General features: G+C 64.2%; 14 protein-coding genes. 9 read left to right on the top strand and 5 right to left on the bottom strand.

Going from position 1 to position 15,339, the window contains the following annotated elements:
- Nucleotides 1-125: 125 nt before the first annotated feature.
- Entirely contained in the window at nt 126-1,577 is a 1,452-nt protein-coding gene (argH, locus tag Q7V46_RS11370; protein WP_304913658.1) for an argininosuccinate lyase, read from the top strand.
- Between the two features lie 190 nt (nt 1,578-1,767).
- On the opposite strand, the gene Q7V46_RS11365 is transcribed toward argH, so the two are convergent.
- The gene (locus Q7V46_RS11365) at nt 1,768-2,100 is read right to left on the bottom strand and encodes a DUF805 domain-containing protein (RefSeq protein ID WP_304913657.1); all 333 of its coding nucleotides are present in this window, start codon (nt 2,098-2,100) and stop codon (nt 1,768-1,770) included.
- A 128-nt stretch (nt 2,101-2,228) separates the two neighbouring features.
- On the opposite strand from Q7V46_RS11365, the gene Q7V46_RS11360 reads away from it, so the two are divergent.
- Nucleotides 2,229-2,729, top strand: coding sequence for a bacteriohemerythrin (locus tag Q7V46_RS11360; protein ID WP_304913656.1), 501 nt, complete (start codon nt 2,229-2,231; stop codon nt 2,727-2,729).
- A 124-nt stretch (nt 2,730-2,853) separates the two neighbouring features.
- Here Q7V46_RS11360 and Q7V46_RS11355 read toward each other — a convergent pair whose 3' ends face one another.
- The 3 genes from Q7V46_RS11355 to Q7V46_RS11345 all read right to left on the bottom strand — a co-directional run bounded on the left by Q7V46_RS11355 (nt 2,854) and on the right by Q7V46_RS11345 (nt 5,459).
- Nucleotides 2,854-3,711, bottom strand: a complete 858-nt coding sequence (locus Q7V46_RS11355; RefSeq protein WP_304913655.1) for a helix-turn-helix transcriptional regulator — start codon at nt 3,709-3,711, stop codon at nt 2,854-2,856.
- A gap of 71 nt (nt 3,712-3,782) precedes the next feature.
- Nucleotides 3,783-4,574: a hypothetical protein gene (locus tag Q7V46_RS11350; protein ID WP_304913654.1), complete on the bottom strand. Its 792-nt coding sequence runs from the start codon at nt 4,572-4,574 to the stop codon at nt 3,783-3,785.
- 15 nt (nt 4,575-4,589) lie between these two features.
- Complete coding sequence (locus Q7V46_RS11345) at nt 4,590-5,459, bottom strand: alpha/beta hydrolase (protein ID WP_304913653.1); 870 nt, start codon at nt 5,457-5,459, stop codon at nt 4,590-4,592.
- Between the two features lie 276 nt (nt 5,460-5,735).
- Between Q7V46_RS11345 and Q7V46_RS11340 the strand changes: the two genes are divergently transcribed.
- The 6 genes from Q7V46_RS11340 (at nt 5,736) to Q7V46_RS11315 (ending at nt 12,901) form a co-directional block, all read left to right on the top strand.
- Entirely contained in the window at nt 5,736-7,352 is a 1,617-nt protein-coding gene (locus Q7V46_RS11340; protein ID WP_304913652.1) for a bifunctional aminoglycoside phosphotransferase/ATP-binding protein, read from the top strand.
- Nucleotides 7,353-7,413: 61 nt separating this feature from the next.
- Complete coding sequence (locus tag Q7V46_RS11335) at nt 7,414-8,301, top strand: LysR substrate-binding domain-containing protein (RefSeq protein ID WP_304913651.1); 888 nt, start codon at nt 7,414-7,416, stop codon at nt 8,299-8,301.
- A 140-nt stretch (nt 8,302-8,441) separates the two neighbouring features.
- Nucleotides 8,442-9,596, top strand: coding sequence for a mandelate racemase/muconate lactonizing enzyme family protein (locus Q7V46_RS11330; RefSeq protein ID WP_304913650.1), 1,155 nt, complete (start codon nt 8,442-8,444; stop codon nt 9,594-9,596).
- Between the two features lie 36 nt (nt 9,597-9,632).
- Nucleotides 9,633-10,628, top strand: a complete 996-nt coding sequence (locus tag Q7V46_RS11325; protein WP_304913649.1) for a tripartite tricarboxylate transporter substrate binding protein — start codon at nt 9,633-9,635, stop codon at nt 10,626-10,628.
- A gap of 392 nt (nt 10,629-11,020) precedes the next feature.
- The gene (locus Q7V46_RS11320) at nt 11,021-12,175 is read left to right on the top strand and encodes an alpha-hydroxy acid oxidase (RefSeq protein ID WP_304913648.1); all 1,155 of its coding nucleotides are present in this window, start codon (nt 11,021-11,023) and stop codon (nt 12,173-12,175) included.
- Between the two features lie 219 nt (nt 12,176-12,394).
- Nucleotides 12,395-12,901: an anti-sigma factor domain-containing protein gene (locus Q7V46_RS11315; protein WP_370690333.1), complete on the top strand. Its 507-nt coding sequence runs from the start codon at nt 12,395-12,397 to the stop codon at nt 12,899-12,901.
- Between the two features lie 372 nt (nt 12,902-13,273).
- Here the strand turns inward: Q7V46_RS11315 and Q7V46_RS11310 are convergent, their stop codons facing one another.
- Nucleotides 13,274-13,999, bottom strand: a complete 726-nt coding sequence (locus Q7V46_RS11310; protein WP_304913646.1) for an SIMPL domain-containing protein — start codon at nt 13,997-13,999, stop codon at nt 13,274-13,276.
- A gap of 67 nt (nt 14,000-14,066) precedes the next feature.
- On the opposite strand from Q7V46_RS11310, the gene Q7V46_RS11305 reads away from it, so the two are divergent.
- Nucleotides 14,067-15,335: a DNA polymerase IV gene (locus Q7V46_RS11305; RefSeq protein WP_304913645.1), complete on the top strand. Its 1,269-nt coding sequence runs from the start codon at nt 14,067-14,069 to the stop codon at nt 15,333-15,335.
- The last annotated feature ends 4 nt before the right edge of the window (nt 15,336-15,339 follow it).

The following is a 15,339-nucleotide window of genomic DNA, read 5'->3' as shown; positions in this document are numbered from 1 at the left end:
CGTCAAAGGGGCGGCCGGTGCCTCGCGGTCGTGCTGTCTGCTGCAGCGATCCTCAAATACCCGCTGCCGCCCATGCCTCTGGCGAAACCCGCCGTCCATATTTCCATCCAGCCGCTGGCAACACCATGTCCACCAATCAACTCGACAAGAAATCCGAAGCCTGGTCTGCCCTATTCTCGGAGCCCATGAGCGAATTGGTCAAGCGCTACACCGCGAGCGTCTTTTTTGACAAGCGACTGTGGCTGGCCGACATCACCGGCAGCCTGGCCCACGCAGAAATGCTGGCCGCGCAAGGCATCATCGGTGCTGATGACCGCGAAGCCATCGAACGGGGCATGGCACAAATCCGCAGCGAGATCGAAGACGGCAGCTTTGAATGGAAACTCGATCTCGAAGATGTGCACCTGAACATCGAAGCGCGCCTGACCCAACTGGTGGGCGACGCCGGCAAGCGCCTGCACACCGGACGCAGCCGCAACGACCAGGTGGCCACCGACGTGCGCCTCTGGCTGCGCGACGAGATCGACCTGATCGTGCCGTTGCTCAAAGAGCTGCAGGCCGCGCTGGTGGACGTGGCAGAAAAGAACGTGGACGTGATCCTTCCCGGCTTCACCCATTTGCAGGTGGCCCAGCCAGTGAGCTTTGCGCACCACCTGCTGGCTTACGTGGAAATGTTCAGCCGCGACGCCGAGCGCATGCTTGAGGTGCGCCGCCGCACCAACCGCCTTCCGCTGGGATCGGCCGCGCTGGCCGGTACCACCTACCCGCTGGACCGCGAACGCGTGGCACGCACGCTGGGCATGGTCGATGAAAAAGGCGAGCCGCAGGTGTGCCAGAACAGCCTGGACGGCGTGAGCGACCGCGACTTCGCCATCGAATTCACCGCCGCCGCCAGCCTGTGCATGGTGCACATCAGCCGCTTCAGCGAAGAACTGATTCTGTGGATGAGCCAGAACTTCGGCTTCGTGAAAATTGCCGACCGCTTCACCACCGGCTCATCGATCATGCCGCAGAAGAAAAATCCCGACGTACCCGAACTCGCGCGCGGCAAAACCGGCCGTGTGGTGGGCCACCTCATGGGTCTTATCACGCTCATGAAAGGCCAGCCCCTGGCCTACAACAAGGACAACCAGGAAGACAAGGAACCGCTGTTCGACACAGTGGACACGCTCAAAGACACGCTGCGCATCTTCGTGGAAATGGTGGGTGGCCAGCCGAACCCCGCCACCGGCGTGAAGGAAGGCGGCATCACCGTCAACGCCATCGCCATGGAAGAAGCAGCCAAGAAGGGCTACGCCACCGCCACCGACCTGGCCGACTACCTGGTGAAGAAGGGCCTGCCGTTCCGCGACGCGCACGAAACTGTGGCCCATGCGGTGAAGGCCGCCGTGTCACACAACTGCGACCTGTCTGAACTGCCGCTGGCGGTGCTGCAAGGTTTCAACACCACCATTGAAAAAGATGTGTACGAATGCCTCAGCCTGCGCGGCAGCCTGAACGCACGCAACACGCTGGGTGGCACGGCGCCGGTGCAGGTACTGCATCAAATTGCCCGGCACCGCGCAAGACTGGGCTGAGTGTCCCTTTCCCACACCTCAAGCAAAACTCTCTCGCGGCTGGATCCACTCCAAAGCTTTGCCACCACGGTTGAAGCAGCACAATCCAGGGGCACCGAGGAACCGGCTCAGCCGGGCCTCTGGTGCCGCCACCCCTCCAGGCCAAGGGCGCCTGAGAGGGTGGGTTGACGCGAAGCGGCGTGGGGGGTGTTCACTGTCCACCGCCATACTCGTTGCTGCCCGGCTGACTTGGCTGAACCGCGAAATAAAGCAGTACCAGCCACCCCACCAGCGGCACCAGGTTGATGAGCAACCACCACCCGCTCTTGCCGATGTCGTGCAGGCGCCTCGCCCCCACCGCCAGCGACGGCAGCAGGATACCCAGCGAGAAGATGCCGCTGAGCATCTGCAGCTTCAGCACACCCAGTGCAATGGACACCAGCACGACGAACAGCACCCACCACCAGTATTCGGAGCGCGTCGCGCGCCCTTCAAAACCCACATATTTGCTGAAACAGGTTTTGATTGCATCCCCGAAATTCATCTCGCCCTCCGGTTGTTGATGATTGACCCTCTGCGCATCATAGTGGCTGGAACCCGGCCGGCCTCGCCGCCAACAGGGCTTGACCCGCATCAAAGTGACCGCCTCCAGCCAGAGGTAGAGTGATGCTCATGAACTCTGTTGCCACTGCACCTGAAACGTCGCCTGCCCTCGTATGGTCCACCGCCCTTTCGGTCGGCGACGACCGCATGGACGACACCCATGCCGAGTTCGTGGCGCAACTCAATCAGTTGCTGACCACGCCCACCGACCAGCAACTGCCGCTGTACAAAGTGTTTCTGGCCCACACGGTGGACCACTTCGCGCAAGAAGAACGCTGGATGCTGGCCACCGGCTTCTCGGCCGACAACTGCCACGCCGCTCACCATGCGACCATTCTGGAAACCATGCGGGCCGTGGAAACGCACTTTGCGCAGGGCGATACCGAGATCATCACGCGCCTGGCCGAGGCTTTGGCCGAATGGTTCCCCCAGCACGCCGCCAGCATGGACGCTGGCCTGGCGCTGCACCTGCAATCGGTGGGCTTCAATACCCAGACCGAAACCCTGGCAGACCCCAGCCGCGTGCGCCCGGCCAGCATGAGCGGCTGTGGCAGTGTGAGCTGCAGTTGAAGAATGCGCCGCCGCTGGCGGCGCGCTCGAATGGATCAGCGACCTGTTCAGCAAGCCAATCTGGGCGTCTTGCCGGGACTGGTGGCTGCGCCTCTTGTGTCAACGGCACCCCATCGACCCGGCATCACTCCAACGGTGGCTGAATCCACCCCGGCAGATTCGCCTCATCCATGCGGGTCTTCTTCGCAGGAAAGTAAGCCGACGGCGGGCGACCGTAGCAGCGGGTCCACACTTTCGCGAAATGGGCCGAATCCACGAACCCGGCCATCTGCGCCACTTCGGTGAGGGAGTGGCCGCGACCCATGTAGCGGGCGGCGTAGCGGATCTTGTTGGACAGGCTGTAGGTGCGCAGGCACACGCCCACCTGGCTAGAGAACAGGCGCGATGCGTGTTCGATGGACAGGGACAGCTCTTCTGCCAGGCCCGAGAGGCTGCGCGAAGGCTCCTGGTCGATGGCAGACATCATCCAGCGAACGCGTTCGTCCAGCTCGGGTGGCTGGGGGAAAGCTTGGGCCAGTTGGTTCACCGCGTCGCGCACGGCCTTGTCCAGTGCGCGGCCAGTCAGCTTCTGGTGCAGAAACTGGCTGCCGATGTCTCGCAGGACATTGAGATTCAAATGGTCAAGGCACAGAACACCTGCGGATGGATCTGTGTTTCGGAGCCGGCGATATTGCGGATGCGAGGGTTCGAGGTCCACCATCACGAAGGGAACGTTTCCGGCGCGCAACACGCGAGGTACCAGGGGCGCCACCAAGACCAACTGGCCGCGTGTGGTGCCATGTTCGGTTTCCACATCCACCGAAGTGAACGCGTCCAGCGTGTGCAGCAGCGTGACCGCGTGCCTGCACGCCCGGCTTTCGAGGCCGGAACAGACGTAGGTGAAGCTGTCGCCCTGCAGCCGCGCGCGTGCCCCATCATGTGCACCGTGTGCAGGGCCACCCATGATGGGCGGGACTTTCGAACTCGGCGGCATCGCGGTCATGCGGGCTCCCTTGTCGCTTCTGCGGGCCTCCCTTTCAACGCTCCGAATCGCCCGCACCCTTCGGAACAGCTCTAACGGGGCAGTGCGCTGCCACCACCGCCATCGCGTTCGGCATCGTAACGCGCCTGGGCGCGCATGGCCTTGATTTCCATCGGTGCATCGGGCACCGGGTCTTCCCGCATCAGCTCCAGCAGGCGCCTGGCCACTGCGTCTTCTTCCCCATACATGCGTTGAGACGCCTCGCGCCCAAAGTAGGACTCCCGCAGGGCCTGCAAGCCTGCCAGTTCGGCCAGGCCCTCTTCAGGCACCAACGGCGCCCTGCCCGGTGGGTACGTGTTTTTTTGTGCGTCCACATAGCTCTCAAACCGGCCCACGAACTCGCGCGCGGCGGCAGCGGCTTCTGGCGGCAGCCCTTGCACATGCGCTTCCAGTGCAGCGGGCATCTGTTCAGGTGCCGTCAATGCCACCAGCGATTCCACGCCCAACCGGGTCCGCTCGTCCAGCGCCAGTTGCCCAGTGGCATCGAGCTGGAACAGTCCAGGCTTCGACGCCTGGGGTGCAACGGGCACTGGCTCGGGCGCCTCTGCCACAGGAGGCTCCTCCACCTTGGACGCCTCGTGGGCGCCCAGGCCGGGATGGTTCCACCAGCGCAGCGCGTTCTTGTCGGCAACGCCGGCAGCGGCCGCGTCGCTGGCCGCTGGGATGGTGCTTTCGCGCGCCCCCAGGGCCCAGAACACAGCCGCCACGGCGACGACCACCGCCATGCCCCACAGCACGGGGCTGCGCCGCGCGGACGGAGGCCGGTCAGACACCTTGTGCCCATGGCCCAGCAGGGCCATCAGGCGATGGTCTTCAGATGGCATGGCAGAGGCTCCCGTTCAGTACGGGCAATTCTGCTCGTAGCGATCAAACACCGTGCGGGTGGCGTAACTGTCGTGCGGTGCGCCGCAAAGGAAAGGCGAGTAGCGCGTGTCGCTGTCCACAAAGCGCTTCATCCAGGTCACTGCGTAACGGCCGATGGGTGTGTTGGTGCTGTTGGGCGTGAAGTGACTGGCGTTGTTCAGCTCGCCGTAGGCCTTGGACACGTTGGAAGAAAGGCTGCTGTAGAACGGCCGAGCGTGCGTAGAAACCGATGCCACGGAGTCGCCATCGGCACCGATGATCATGGTGGGCACACGAACGGCGCTGTAGTTCTTGGACACGCTCCATGGGGTGAGCGGGTAGACCGCCTTGAGGGTCGGGTTGTTCTGTGCGGCGATCAGTGAGCCACCGCCGCCCATGGAATGCCCTGCCACGGCCTGTTTGCTGGCGTCGACCCGGCTGCGCACAGTGGTGCTGGAGCTGTTGACCACGTAGTTGAGCGCGGCCATGAGCTGCGTGGCGCGGCTGGGGGGCTGGTCCAGGGTGGAGTTGGTGTCGATGGTGATGACCACAAATCCGTGCGTGGCCAGGCGGCGGCCCAACCAGGCGATGCTGGACTGGCGGGCGGTGTAGCCGGGGCTGATGGCCACCACGCCGTAGCTTCCGGTGGCCGTGGGGTAGTAGATGGTGCCGCCGCCGAAACCGCGCGCGGCGAACGAAGAGACAGATGACGTGCTCACAGACAGAGGACCTGCCGTGGCATTGAGCGAGGCGGAGGTTGGTGGATTGGTCTGGGCCTGTGCGGCCAAGGCCATTGCCGCGAGGGGCAATGCAAGGGCCATTTTGCTGGTGGTGGCGATGCGCCGAAAGCTCGGTTGCGTGGTCATGAAGCTTGTCTCCTGAGGGTGGAAGGATGCCGACCGGATGAGGTTTGCTTGCCGCTGCATGGGCAACAAATCGAATGGAGAGTGGGTCGGCGCGCCGATGGTAGGGAACAACGCTGCGCGGCGCTTGTACTGGTTTGACATGGGTGTCGTGCATGTTCAGCGGCGCTGAAATCGCACATGACAGCCTTTAAGCCAGCGCGAAAAACCGGGTTCTTTGGCAGGCCGACTGACAAAGGTCATGCCATTCATGGCCTCGGGTCCCGTACAGTGGAATACATGGCATCAACCAACAACCTGCCCCCCCTTATCAACGCCCTGCTGGAACCGGCACGCTTTCCCCACCCGGTGCAGAAAGTGGAGCTGATGGAAACCCACGGCGCCTGGGTGCTGCTCGCGGGCGAATTCGCCTACAAGATCAAGAAGCCGGTGCGGTTTCCCTTCATGGATTTCAGCACCCTGGCCCTGCGCCGCCAGGCCTGCGAGACGGAGGTTCGGGTGAACCGGCGCTTCCAGAATCTCAGCCGGCCAGCCACACAGCTGTACCTGGGGGTACTGCCCATCCTGGGCACACCCGGGCAGCCGCGCTGGGGCGAGCCTGGCAAGGCAGACGCGGGGCAGCCGATCGAATTCGCGGTGCAGATGCGCCGCTTTGACGAGGCGTCCCGGCTCGACCACCTGTGCGAGCGCGGAGCACTGACACCCGAGCACATGGCTGGGCTGGCGTGGCGCATGGCGCTGTTTCAGGCGCGGGCCGCCGTGGCCACCAGCGACCAGCCCTGGGGCCATCCGACCGCGGCCATGCGCTGGCCGCGCGACAATTTCGACACCCTGCGCACGGCCCTGACCGACCCCGCCGACACCGCCCTGGTGCGCGAGCTGGGTGAATGGACCGAACAGCGCTACAACGCCATCGAACCGCTGCTCTCGCGGCGGCGCCAGAAGGGCCGCGTGCGGGAGGGGCACGGCGACCTGCACCTGGCCAATCTGGTGCTGATAGGTGGCGATGGCGAAGTCGAGGTGTTGCCTTTCGACGCCATCGAGTTCAACGACTCACTGCGCTGGATCGACGTGGCCAACGACATGGCCTTTGCCTGGATGGACCTGCTGGCCCACGCCCGCCCCGGCCTGGCCAACGTGCTGCTGAGCGCCTGGCTCGACGCCAGTGGCGATGTATCGGCGCACACCGTGTGGACTTTCTATGCCAGCTACCGCGCCGGGGTGCGCGCCAAGGTGGCGGCGATTCGCCTGGGGCAGCTGGGTGGCGCCGGAAGCTCACCCGAGGCCGATGCAAGCCTGGCCGAAGTCAGGCGCTACCTCGCGCTGGCGCGGGACATCGCCCACCCACCCGCACCGCTGTTGCTCATCACCCACGGCCTCTCGGGCAGCGGCAAAACCTGGGCCTCCAGCCGCTGGCTGGCGGCAGAGGCCAGCGGGCGAGCGATCCGCCTGCGCTCCGATGTGGAGCGCAAACGACTGCATGGCATGAGTGCGCTCGCGACCAGCGGATCGGGCCTGAACAGCGGGCTCTACACCCCCAAGTCGAACAGCGACACCTATGCCTCGTTGCTGTCGCGCGCACGCTTGCTGCTGGCCGACGGCTGGACGGTACTGGTGGATGCGGCCTTTCTGCGGGCGGCCGAACGCGCCGAATTTGCGGCGCTGGCGCAGGGTGCGGGCGTGCCGTTTCACATCCTCGCCTGCGACGCACCAGTGGAAGTGCTGCGCCAGCGCATCACCGAGCGCCAGGCGCGCGGGGCTGATGCGTCGGAAGCCACGGTGGAAGTGCTGGAGAAGCAACTGGACTGGGTGGAACCATTGACCCCAGCCGAACGCGAGGCCGCTTTGACGCCAGAAAGCGTCGGCCGGACAGGCTCCACCGCAGACGCAGGGTAGCGTCCAAGGACTGAGTTCTGATCACTCAGCCACAAAAATTTTCAAAACCATCCTGACCCCAATGAACGAATCGATTGACCTGGGCACCCTGCGCGTGGTGATCGCTGCCGCCGACCTGGGCTCGATCAGCGCAGCCAGCGAACGGCTCCAACTGGCCGTGGCAGCCGCCAGCTCACGCATCACGGGACTGGAGGAAGCGCTGGGCTTCCGAGTCTTCGAACGATCTTCACGCGGCGTCAAGCTCACCCCGGCGGGCCAGATGCTGGTGCAACGCAGCCGCGCCCTGCTGACCGACGCCGACCGCCTGGCGCAACACCTGCAGGGCTACAGCCAGGGCATGCAGGGTCAGGTGCGCGTGGTGGCCAACACGTCGGCTTTGCTGGAGGTGTTGCCACAACGGCTGGCGCAATTCATGACAGCGCACCCGCTGATCCACATCGATCTGGAAGAGCGCGGCAGCCCTGAGATTCCGCTGTCGCTGATCGAAGGTCGGGCCGACTTTGGGGTCGTGGACCTGCCTGTGCCACCCGCCGGCCTGAAGTTTGCCCCGTTCTTCACCGATACCCTGGTGCTGCTGACGCCGCGCTCGCACCGGCTGGCGAGCCGCAAGCGCCTTCGATTGGCAGACGCATTGGACGAACCCTTCATCACGCTTTCTGACGGCACGGCACTGTCCAACCGGCTGACCGCTTCAGCGGCCAGCGCGGGCAAGCCGCTGAACGTTCGCATGCGCATGCGCGGTTTTGACGCCGTGTGCCGCATGGTGGCGGCCGGCCTGGGCGTGGGCGTGCTGCCGCTGGAAGCCGTGGCGCCACAACTGGCGCATCTGCCGCTGACGGCCGTACCGCTGACCGACCCGTGGGCACGGCGCACCCACCATATTGCCACCCGGACCGATGCACCGCTGGCGCCGGCTGCGGCCACTCTGGTTCGTGCCCTCCTGAGCTGATCCCAGCGGTTTGTGGAGCTTTCGCGTTTCGCGAAAGCAGCGTTTGCCGCATGCCATTGCCGCGAACGCACAGCCGTTCATAAACTGCACACAAGCCCTACAAGAAAAACCGTTGCCAACATGGTGACGCAGGAGACAACATGAAAATCACACGCGTCAGCGCCACGCCGCTGAACCTGCCGGTCGAAGTCAAATCGCCGAGCCGGACACAAACCACCAGCCTGTCCGTCTGTCTCGTCACCATCGAGACCGACACCGGCCTCATTGGCACCGGCATGACCGCCATCACCGAAGAAGAAGTGATTGGCAGCATCGTCAACGACATTGCCGCACACCATTTGATCGGCATGGACCCGATGCGTCACGAGCTGATCTGGGAGCGGCTGTACTGGTTGCTCACACCGCGCGGGCAGTCTGGCTACGCGAGTCATGCCATTGCAGCCATCGACCTGGCGTTGTGGGACATCAAGGGCAAGGCATTGGAGCAACCATGCTGGCGCCTGCTGGGGGGTGCGCGCTCTGAAGTGCCGGTGTACGCCACCTTCGGCTTTGCATTTTTTGACCGTGGCGAACTGGCTGCCGCTGCAAGCGCCTGGGTGGAGCGCGGGTTCTCGCGCTTGAAGATGACCGTGGGCCACCACGCGCTGGCGCGGCGCGACGAACCCCGGCCGATGGACCGGGTCATTGCCGAGGACGTGCAGCGCATTCGCGCCGTGCGCGAGGCCGTGGGACCGGACGTGCAGATCTACATCGACGCCAACTGCAGCCTCGACTACTTTCACGCGCTTTCACTTGCCAAGAAGGTGGAGCCCTACGACATCAGCTTCTTTGAAGAACCGGTGTCGCAGAACGACATTCCCAATCTGGCGCGACTTCGGACCAAGACCTCGATTCCGCTGGCCGCCGGGCAGAACGAAGGCTTGGCATCGCGCTTTCGCGACATGCTGGTGGCGCAGGCGGTGGATGTGGTGCAACCCAATGCGTGCATCAGCGGGGGTTTCACCCAGTGCGGACGCATTGCCGGCATGGCCGCGGCTTTCAACACACGCTTCGCCAACGGCGGGGCCTGGCCTCACCACAACATGCATCTGCACGCTGGGCTGGCCAATGGATCGCTGGTGGAATACCACTCGGTGGCCGTGCAGTGCTGTGAACTGGTGTTTGACGACCTGCCCAAACCCGAGCACGGCGTGCTGCGCCTGCCGGAAACACCGGGCCTGGGCTTCAACCCCAATCCGGAGCGACTGGCCGAACTGGCCAAACGCCCAGGCTCACGGGGCGCAGGCAAGGCCTGAAAAAAACACAACAAGACACAACACAAGGAGACAAGCATGCAGAACGGAAAACGGAACAAGACAGGCATTTCACTGAACCGCCGGTGGGCGGTGGTGGCTGCTCTGGCCGCAGCCACGGGCACCAGCGCCTGGGCACAGGCCTGGCCGGAACGGCCGGTGCGCATGGTCGTGGGGTACGCGGCCGGCGGCGGGGTCGACGCGATGGCGCGGCTGATCGCAGCACGCATGTCGCCGCTGCTGGGCCAGCAGGTGGTGGTGGACAACCGCGCAGGCGCTGCCGGCCTGATCGCTGGTGACAACGTGGCGCGCGCTGAACCTGACGGCTATACCCTGATGCTGGGCGACAGTTCGCTGCTGATCGCGCAGCACCTGCAGCCGCCAATGAGCTTTGATCCCATCAAGAGCTTCACGCCAGTGGCCAGCGTCTTCACCCTGCCATTGGTGATCGTGACGAACAACGAACTGCCCGCCAAGACACCGGCAGAGTTCGTGAAGATGTTGAAGGACAACCCTGGCCGCTACTCGTACGCCACATCAGGCGTGGGCACGGTGCACCACCTCGGGTTTGAGATGATCAAGGGCAAGACCGGCAGCTACGTGGTGCACATTCCGTACCGCGGGGCATCGCTGATCATCTCAGATGTGATCAGTGGTCATGTGCCCATTGGCGTGGTGAGCGCCACATCGGCCATCTCCCAGGCCCGTGCGGGCAAGCTGCGCGCCCTGGCGGTCATGAACCCGGTGAAGCTGAGCGGGGCTGAAGACATTCCGCCCCTCTCTGACGCCCTGCCCGGCTTCTCTGCCGTGCCGCGCCTGTATGTGCTGGCACCGGCGGGCACGCCGGCCAACATCGTGCAGCGCCTGAGCGACACACTGAAAACCGTCATGGATGCGCCGGATATTGCGCAGGTGGCGGCCCAGCAGGGTGCCGTACCCGCCTACATGTCGGCCGGGCCGTTGGCTGCCGATGTGGTGCGAGAGTCTGCCGAATGGGGCAAGCTGATCAAGGAGCAGAAGATCACGGCAAAGTGAGCGGCTGGGCAGGCGTGTCTGACAAGGGGCATCTGCGATTCGCAAGTGTGTGCTGCCACTGCCTTCCATCGTCATCGGGCTGGTAGCGGATCGGCTGGCTTGACCGAGTCTGCAGGCCTGGATGGGATGGGCATGGCGTTTTTGTGCGCCGAGCCCCCTTCCCAGCCTTCCCCCAGAGGGGGAAGGAGCCAGAAAGTTGTCGCAGGCAAACGCTCTCTGCTGGAAGGGAGCCCGTATGGCCCCTTCTCCCTTTGGGGGAAGGCGGGGATGAGGCCACGCCCAAGTGACTGTCTCATCAAAAATTTCAAACTCAGCAGTTGCGCTTTCACAAGCCTTTTGCGGCCCACCTCGCTAACATCGCGGCAACCCAAAAAAACTCCGGAGACAAACCTATGGCCGTGATCACCAACATCGAAGACCTGCGCGTGCTGGCCCAGAAACGCGTACCGCGCATGTTTTACGACTACGCCGATTCCGGCTCATGGACGGAGAGCACCTACCGCGCCAACAACGACGACTTCCAGAAAATCAAGTTGCGTCAGCGGGTGGCGGTGAACATGGAGAACCGATCCACCGCCACCACCATGATCGGCCAGAAGGTCGCCATGCCGGTGGCCATCGCCCCCACAGGTCTGACCGGCATGCAGCACGCCGATGGCGAAATCCTGGCGGCACGCGCCGCGCGTGCGTTCGGCGTTCCGTTCACGCTGTCGACCATGAGCATCTGCTCCATCGAAGACGTGGCGGAGCATGCCGGACCCGGATTCTGGTTTCAGCTCTACGTGATGAAAGACCGCGCGTTCATAGAACGCCTGATCGACCGCGCCAAGGCCGCAGGCTGCAGCGCGCTGGTGCTCACGCTGGACTTGCAGATTTTGGGCCAGCGCCACAAGGATCTGAAGAACGGCCTGTCTGCACCACCCAAGCTCACCCTTCCCAACATCATCAACATCGCCACCAAGCCGCGCTGGGCGCTGGGCATGCTAGCCACAAAGCGCCGTCAGTTCGGCAACATCGTGGGTCATGTGAGCGGGGTGGACAACATGGGCAGCCTCAGCGAATGGACCGCCAAACAGTTTGATCCAGGCCTCAACTGGGGAGACGTGGAGTGGATCAAGAACCGCTGGGGCGGCAAGCTGATCCTCAAAGGCATTCAGGACGTGGAAGACGCGAGGCTGGCGGTGCAGTCCGGTGCCGATGCACTGATCGTGAGCAACCATGGTGGCCGACAGCTGGACGGCGCACAGAGCAGCATCGAAGCCCTGCCCACCATCGTCGATGCTGTGGGCGGGCAGATCGAAATCCACATGGACGGCGGCATCCGCAGCGGGCAGGACGTGCTCAAGGCCCGCGCCCTGGGCGCGCAAGGCGTCTACATCGGCAGGCCGTTCCTTTATGGACTGGGCGCCATGGGTGAAGCCGGCGTCACCAAGTGCCTTCAGATCCTGCACAGGGAACTCGATATCACCATGGCTTTCTGCGGGCACACCCAAGTGGACACGGTGGACAAGTCCATCTTGCTGCCTGGAACGTTTCCATTAGTCTGACGCCCACCCCCGCGCCGAAAGGTGAGCCCACCCCCGCGCCGGGCTTCGCCCGTCACCCCCTCCAGGGGGCACACCTTCGGACCGGCGAAGCCGGAGCCTGGGTGTTGCTGGACGGGGCATTTCGCACCGGAAAGAGGTTTGGTTGACATGTCGCAATGCGGGCCGTTGAGCTTGTCGGACAATGTACGCGGCCTTTTTCCACTCCTCTCTTCACGCTCCATGAACTCACCCTCTCCCCGCACCGGCGTCAGCCCCTGGTGGCGCATCGCTTCCGTGGTGCTGATGATTGCCCTGCTGCTGGCCTGGGCCACCAGTGCCAGCATGTTCGAACAGCTCAAAGCGCAGATCAGCCACCTGCAGGGCCGCCTGGACCAGACGTCGCAGGTTCGGTTCGTGTCCGTGCTGCAGGACAACCAGAACCTGCCCGCCATGCTGATCACGCACGACCCGCAGCAAGGCGTGCTGCTGGTGCAACGCTTGAACGACGTGCGCGAAGGCCGCGAGGATTCGATGCAGATCTGGGCCATCGCTGGCGACGCCGCGCCACGCTCACTGGGCGTGGTGGAAAGCAAGTACCAAACGTTTCAGATGCCCGTGGCGGCAGACGCACTGGAAGGCGCGACCGAGATTGGCGTGAGTGCCGAAAACAGGGGTGGTGTGTCGGCTGCAACCGGGCCCAGTCTGCCCTGGTTGTTCAAGGGTTGGTGGATCAAGAAGTCGGTGTGAGTGGATGGGGATACTCCCCGCCTGAGGGGAAGTTCGCCCCCACCTGCCGCCGTCATGCGCTGGCGAGTAGCGCAGGGCCGGGCGGATCAGGGCTGCGCATGTCCGAAGGCCGCGCAGCGGACAAGTTTGCGCAGACCCCGCCTGGACCGAGCAACGCAGTGTGCCCGCAGCGCAGCGGAGGGACAGCGCATCCGGCTCACCTTTCTTTGGTGACTTTATTTGGCGAGACAAAGAAAGTCACTCGGCCGCCGGGCCGAGACCCGGCCAAACCAAGCAGCCGTAGGAGAAGAGAATGGGCGCGCGTGGCCCCTCACTCCAACCCTCTCCCCAGAGGGGCGAGGGAGCAAAGCCACAGCCTGAATCGCGAACGGGCTACCTCAACTCATATTCAAATGTGCTCACCACCCTTAGCCGCTTGGTGCGTGAACCACCATCATCAAAGTCATTCCCATCATCCCCGGTGATGCGGATCACACCCTGGTTGGCGTTCTTCAGCGGCCCCAGGCGGGCGCCGGCTTCCGCAGCGAACTTGTCGGCCTGTTCCCGGGCGTTGCGGGTGGCTTCGGCCAGCAACGGGGCCTTGATGTCGTTGAAGCCGCGCAACTGGTAGCGCGGGCCGCTGCGGCCGCCTTCGTTTTCGCCGCCAAGTTGCACGCCGGCCTGAATCAGCGGGTCGATCGCCAGGGCGGCGCTTTCCACGTCGGCCACGCGGGCCGACTTCACCAGCACCTGCCCCGTGCCGTTGAAGCGAAAGGGCTGGTTTGCCTGAGCGTACTCGCGAGCGTAAAGGTCTTGCACCTGCAGCGGCCGGGCCTCGATCTCGTCGTCGGTGAAGCCGCGCGATTTCAGGAACGCCACCACCTGGTCGCGGTCGCCCGAAAGCGCCTGCTGCACCGCGCCAAACTCGGCGCCCGCACGGCGAAAGCCCAGCGTCCAGATGGCAAAGTCGCTCTCCACCGCCTGCTCGGCCAGCCCCTTGACCGTGACCGAGCGATCCGACATGCGAAAGCGTTCCAGGCCCTGACCGACGGCGAAGCCGGCGAGCGCAATACCTGCAGCGACCAGCAAGGCGGTGAGCAGACGAGACAGTGTGTTCATGAGAGGTCTTTCCCGTGGGCAACGTTGGGAGCGGCAGGCGCCACATGCTTGCCATGGTAATCCCGCTATGCTTGCCCGCGTGAGTTCGCCCACCCCTTTACATCGCCCCAATCAGAGGCGCATCGCCCACCTGGACATGGACGCCTTTTTTGCGTCGGTGGAGCTGCTGCGCTACCCGCAGCTCAAAGGCCTGCCCGTGGTGATTGGTGGTGGGCGGCGGCGTGAAGCCGACGTGTTCGCGCGCCTGCGCAGCGCCCTCCCCGATCGCGAATGGGGACCGGACACTTTGGACCGCATTCCAGTCGACTTCTTTCCACGCCTGGCCGACTACACCGGGCGCGGCGTGGCCACCACCGCCACCTACCCGGCACGGCAGTTCGGCGTGGGATCGGCCATGGGGCTGATGAAGGCGGCCAAGCTGTGTCCGCAGGCCATCCTGCTGCCGGTGGACTTCGACGAGGTCAGGCGCATTTCGCGACTGTTCAAAAACACCATCGCAGAAATTGCCCCGGTGATGGAAGACCGGGGCGTGGACGAGGTCTACATCGATTTCACGGAGGTGCCTGGCGGGCAGCGCGAGGGTGGGCGCGTGCTGGCGCGGCTGATCCAGAAAAGCATCTTCCAGGCGACCGGCCTGACCTGCTCCATCGGCGTGGCGCCCAACAAGCTGATCGCCAAGATGGCGAGCGAATTCAAGAAGCCCAACGGCATCAGCGTCGTGATGCCTGAGGACGTGCAAAGCCTGATCTGGCCCCTGCCCTGCCGCAAGATCAACGGCGTAGGCCCCAAGGCCGACGCCAAGTTGCAAGGCCATGGCATCCATACCATTGGCGAACTGGCCGCACGCGATCGAGGTTGGCTGATCGACACTTTCGGCAAAAGCTACGGTGCCTGGCTGCATGAGGTGAGCTGGGGTCGCGACGAACGACCGGTGGTGACCGAGAGCGAGCCGGTGAGCATGAGCCGCGAAACCACTTTTGAGCGCGACCTGCACGCGGTGCGCGACCGCGTCGAACTGGGTGCCATCTTCACGCGCCTGTGCGAACAGGTGGCAGCCGACCTGCAGCGAAAGGGCTACATGGGAAAAACCATCGGCGTGAAGCTGCGCTATGAGAACTTCCAGATCGTCACGCGCGATGTGACCATCGAGCATTTCACCGACGACGCTGCCACCCTGCGCCGCCAGGCCGGTCTGTGTCTCAAACGGGTGGATCTGAGCCGGCGCATCCGTCTGCTGGGGGTGCGCGTGGGCTCGCTCAGACGGGCCGATGAAGTGACCACGCTGGGCGCGGTTCCGCCCAGCACACCGGCTCTGACGATGGATCAGCTGTTCTGAGTTC

It is taken from the genome of Hydrogenophaga sp. (genome assembly GCF_030651625.1).
In the GTDB taxonomy this organism is placed as follows: domain Bacteria; phylum Pseudomonadota; class Gammaproteobacteria; order Burkholderiales; family Burkholderiaceae_C; genus Hydrogenophaga.
Note: the sequence above shows the minus strand (reverse complement) of the source record. Positions and strands in the feature narration are given on the sequence as shown.